At 66.2% G+C, this 3,867-nt stretch carries 8 protein-coding genes; all 8 read right to left on the bottom strand.

What is annotated here, in order from left to right; translation table 11 throughout:
- Positions 1-31: 31 nt before the first annotated feature.
- Complete coding sequence (locus LCD31_RS28415) at positions 32-214, bottom strand: hypothetical protein (protein WP_224963210.1); 183 nt, start codon at positions 212-214, stop codon at positions 32-34.
- Positions 215-233: 19 nt separating this feature from the next.
- Positions 234-482, bottom strand: coding sequence for a hypothetical protein (locus LCD31_RS28410; protein WP_224963208.1), 249 nt, complete (start codon positions 480-482; stop codon positions 234-236).
- Positions 483-659: 177 nt separating this feature from the next.
- The gene (locus LCD31_RS28405; RefSeq protein ID WP_224963206.1) at positions 660-836 is read right to left on the bottom strand and encodes a hypothetical protein; all 177 of its coding nucleotides are present in this window, start codon (positions 834-836) and stop codon (positions 660-662) included.
- 238 nt (positions 837-1,074) lie between these two features.
- A complete protein-coding gene (locus LCD31_RS28400) occupies positions 1,075-1,275 on the bottom strand; it encodes a hypothetical protein (RefSeq protein ID WP_224963204.1) in 201 nt (66 codons plus the stop codon).
- Between the two features lie 43 nt (positions 1,276-1,318).
- Positions 1,319-1,693 (bottom strand): WhiB family transcriptional regulator, encoded by a 375-nt coding sequence (locus tag LCD31_RS28395; RefSeq protein WP_224963202.1) that lies wholly within the window; start codon positions 1,691-1,693, stop codon positions 1,319-1,321.
- Positions 1,686-2,141 carry a hypothetical protein gene (locus LCD31_RS28390; RefSeq protein WP_224963199.1) on the bottom strand — a complete coding sequence of 152 codons (456 nt, stop codon included), beginning with the start codon at positions 2,139-2,141 and terminating at the stop codon, positions 1,686-1,688. Before LCD31_RS28390 ends, LCD31_RS28395 begins: the two co-directional genes overlap by 8 nt.
- Before the next feature lie 761 nt (positions 2,142-2,902).
- Positions 2,903-3,133 (bottom strand): hypothetical protein, encoded by a 231-nt coding sequence (locus LCD31_RS28385; protein ID WP_224963198.1) that lies wholly within the window; start codon positions 3,131-3,133, stop codon positions 2,903-2,905.
- 136 nt (positions 3,134-3,269) lie between these two features.
- A complete protein-coding gene (locus LCD31_RS28380; protein ID WP_224963196.1) occupies positions 3,270-3,542 on the bottom strand; it encodes a hypothetical protein in 273 nt (90 codons plus the stop codon).
- Between the last annotated feature and the right edge of the window lie 325 nt (positions 3,543-3,867).

The raw sequence follows: 3,867 nt of genomic DNA, 5'->3' as shown, positions 1-3,867 counted from the left end.
CCCACCCACCCGGAGAGCGGTGGGTGGCGGGTTACTCGGACCCGTACCTCCCCGACTCAGCCAGGTCCGAGGCCAACTCGCGCACCGCATCCACCGCCGCCCGCACCGGCTCAGCCAGCACGGATTCCGACACGATCACCGGACGCCCCGCCGTCTCCAAATCAGCCGCCGCCGACTCCAACTCATCCGATGCGCGCACTGCCTCTTCGTTCATTCCTGCACCCCCGATTTCCTCAGCCGCCGAGATACCGAAGCCGCACCGCCGAATCCCGTAGTGGCACCTCGGCATCCCGCACCGCCGCGACCGCGCCCCGAAACGCATCTTCCAGGCCCGGGTATTCGTCACCGAATGCGCGATACGCCCGATCACACACAACACGGCATTCCTCGATCTCCGCGACCGCGCGCCACGCCAGCCGCGCCGCCTCCGCCATCACCGGCCGATCCGCGATCACCCGAAACGCTTCCTCAACCGTCGCCATTCATCCCCTCCCCGCAATTCATGGTCTTCATCAGATCCCACAACAACGGCCCTTGTGATTCATCCCCCGAAATCACTGCGCGAGCGCATGTCGTGCACACCAGCGCCATCGTTTCGGTTTCGATCTCCCACGCGAGAATCACCCGATGCCGACCGGACCCACACGAGCCCGGCACGGTCACGCCCGGCCTTCCACCGGATCACCCCGCAGAACCCGGCCCAGCAGCAACCGCCGCGCCTCACGCCACCCGGCCCGCGCCGCCAGCTCCACCACCTGCGCCTGACAAAAACCCTGGTCAGCGAACGCCGGCGTCTCCCGCAAATGTGCCGCGATCTGATCGGCCAATGCTTCCACAGCCGGGGTCACGCGACCCGACCCAGCAGCGACCGGCCCCGGTCCCGGCACTGCTGCGCCCGCACTGACGCGATCTCCGACGACGGCCCGCCACACCCGGCCACCGCGTCCCACACCGACGCCAGATGAAAAAACAGCTCCCCCCGAACCGCCCTGACCGAATCGCATGTGTGTCCCCTCTCCATCAAGTCCGTGACCGCCTCGGAAATGTGCTCGTCTTGCGCCAAACCCCACCCCTTCATCCTTCATCGATAAATCGCGCGTACGCTCCCAGAAACGACCGGTGAAACTCCCTGACACTCACCTCCCCATCCGGTGAAATATGATGCTCTTCCGGCTCCCCACACATCGTGCAATTGCCGAGAGCCGTCACCTGCGGAGCAGGAACCAGCATCGCGTACTCGATGCCTTCACCGGGAACATCATCGGAACCGGCCATCACAGAACCCCCCGCCCTAACAACTGTTTCGAAAGAGTCCCGATTACCGGCGAGGCCGTCGGCGCTCCATTCCGGAAACTCCGACCCCTCCAGGCAGCGCGCGATACAGTGCCGCTCGTTCCGTGGCTGTCAGCCCGCCGCGCGTACCCACCGTGGTCGCCGCCCGGGTCGCGCTACGCGTCTCCCACGCGATCGCATCCGCCAGGCACTCCCGCCGCACCGGGCACCCACCGCAGAGCCGACGAGCCTGCTCGATCCGCCAATGCCCGCCGTCCACCGGTTCCGGATCATCCGCGCACGCAGCCCGCTCGTGCCACGTCGGCGGAACACCACCCGGAAACAGCGCACGCGCCAGCACCCGCCACGCCACTTCAACCGGCCACACCGCACGCTCACCCGCACCATCCGGGTCAGCCATCCAGCCCCCGCGCCATGCGCAGCATCATCCGCAGTTGGCACGTCAGGTCCGACCGCTCCCGTTCCGAAAGCTCCACGCCCTCGGTGTGCCCGCCGGTCATCATCGCCAGCACCTCAGCCAGCAGCCACGCCATCGGTTCCCCGAGGTCCCGATCCCCGCCCACGGCCTGCTCAACTGAGATCATCACATCCGGATCACCCGCGAGCGGACCACCCAGCAAGAACCAGGCACCGTGATCCGACGGCGCTACCGCCCACTGCCGAGGCAACAGCCCCAACATCGATGGCCCCGGCCGCAACGGCGTCACACCACCACGCCGCGCCATCACCGACCACCCGCCGACGACCCCTCGCCCGAACCCGATCCCGCGGATTTCGCCGGTTTCGCCGATGACGCCGCCCCCGAACCGGCTTGCGGCGCCCGCACCCCATCCGCCGTGTACGCCCACGTCAAATGACGGTAATCACCCTGACCGCCGAGACGAGGCTGAGCCTTCAGGCCGACGAATTCCACAGGCCGCACACCCATTGACGCCAGCTCCGGCACCGGGTCCGGCAACACCGGGCGTTCCTCCGCCAGAATCTCCACGGTCACCGACGCTTCCGCCCGCCGCGCAGGCGCGGGATCACTCACCACCACCCGCCACACCGGCAACCGAGACCCCTCATCCACCCGCTGCCGAGCCTCCCGACCACGCTGCCGATCCTCCTGTGACTGCCGCTCCGCCGCGATCTCCACCTCACCGACCACTAAAGCCCCCGCCGGAAACACATCCTCATGCGACACCGGAAACCGAAAACCACGCGGTAAAGCCAAAATCCACCCCTCACTAACGCGACTCCCGATACCATCTCCCGGAACCAGCCCCCTCGCCGATCCCTTCCGAGATAAGATCAATGTATCGGGCATATGTGCCGCCACAAGGAGTTTGTTACAAGCACACCCCTGTGCCCTATCTCACCAGAAATACCGCCCGGCAACCTCTGAGCGTGCCGCGAACTGCGGCGATACACTGCACGATTGGACTGGACCACACTTCGGGGCAGAAAGCTAAACGCCCACTAGAAAATGGCTAAACAGCCGCTAAGCGTGTCACCCGGAAAGATCAATCAGCCCCTTGACAGGGCATCGTACGCAGAAGGCGCCGAGACCAGGCTACTGGTTCCGGCGCCTTCTTTCGGGGGCGTGGACGTGCCTTGCCGAGGCTGCTTACTCTTCTCGCTCCTCCGGCGCGGCCGAGGGCCACAGCCAAGCGATCGCGTTGTGGAGGTCTTCCGCCAGCTCCGCCGCCGAGTCCTCGGTCAGCGCGCACGGGTTCTCGTGCCCGGTGCTCAGCAGAATCTTGCACTCGTCCCCGGTGTCACCACGACGTGCGTCCACCACCACTCTGTTGTAGCGCCCGACCTCCACCGTCCAGAGCCGCAACGCGCCCGAGCGCATCGCGGCAGCCTCATCGCCAGTCGGCCGCGCCCACTCCCGCGCAGGACCGCGATCGCCGACCCTCCAATCCCCACCCCCACGTGCATCCGGATCAGGATCACCGGGATCGCTTAGACGTATCTCTGCCATCCCCGCCTCATCCGTGAGTTTCCCGGACATCATGCATTTCCATCCCAGATTGGATCGCGTGCAACAACGTGATCGCCTGCGACAAGGAATCGATCGCATCGGTGACCTTCCCCGCGCACTGCTCAGGAATGTATTCGCTCACCCCGGCAGACGCCGCCAGATCATCCGATACTTCATTCATTCCGCGCCGGTTCATCAGTAACCGGCCCCGCACCGCCTGCAATTCGCGCCGCAACGCGACCACATCCGGAAGTACATCTGGAACTACCGTCTTACCCATCACGCTCCACCGTGGACACAAGAAACAGGGAATCCGGCCGAGGCAGCAAGAGGCGCCACCCCGGCCGGACTCAACCCCGACACCGCCAGACAGAAGAGGGACACAACTCATGTCCGGCGTGAAAACCCGGCCAGGCCCCCGCGTGCACGTGCGCGCCACACACGGGGAGCCGAGCCCGGCCGGGCACCAGCCCGCGCCTGGTCGGGGGGTGCAGGACACCGGGCCGGACCTAGAAACCCGCGATCAGTCGTACGGGTTGTGATCCAACGGCCACGGGATCTCGTCCAACCGCGCCGGAGACGAATGGTGATCCGCAGGCCACGGA

It is taken from the genome of Saccharopolyspora sp. 6M (genome assembly GCF_020176775.1).
Classification (GTDB): domain Bacteria; phylum Actinomycetota; class Actinomycetes; order Mycobacteriales; family Pseudonocardiaceae; genus Saccharopolyspora_C; species Saccharopolyspora_C gregorii.
Note: the sequence above shows the minus strand (reverse complement) of the source record. Positions and strands in the feature narration are given on the sequence as shown.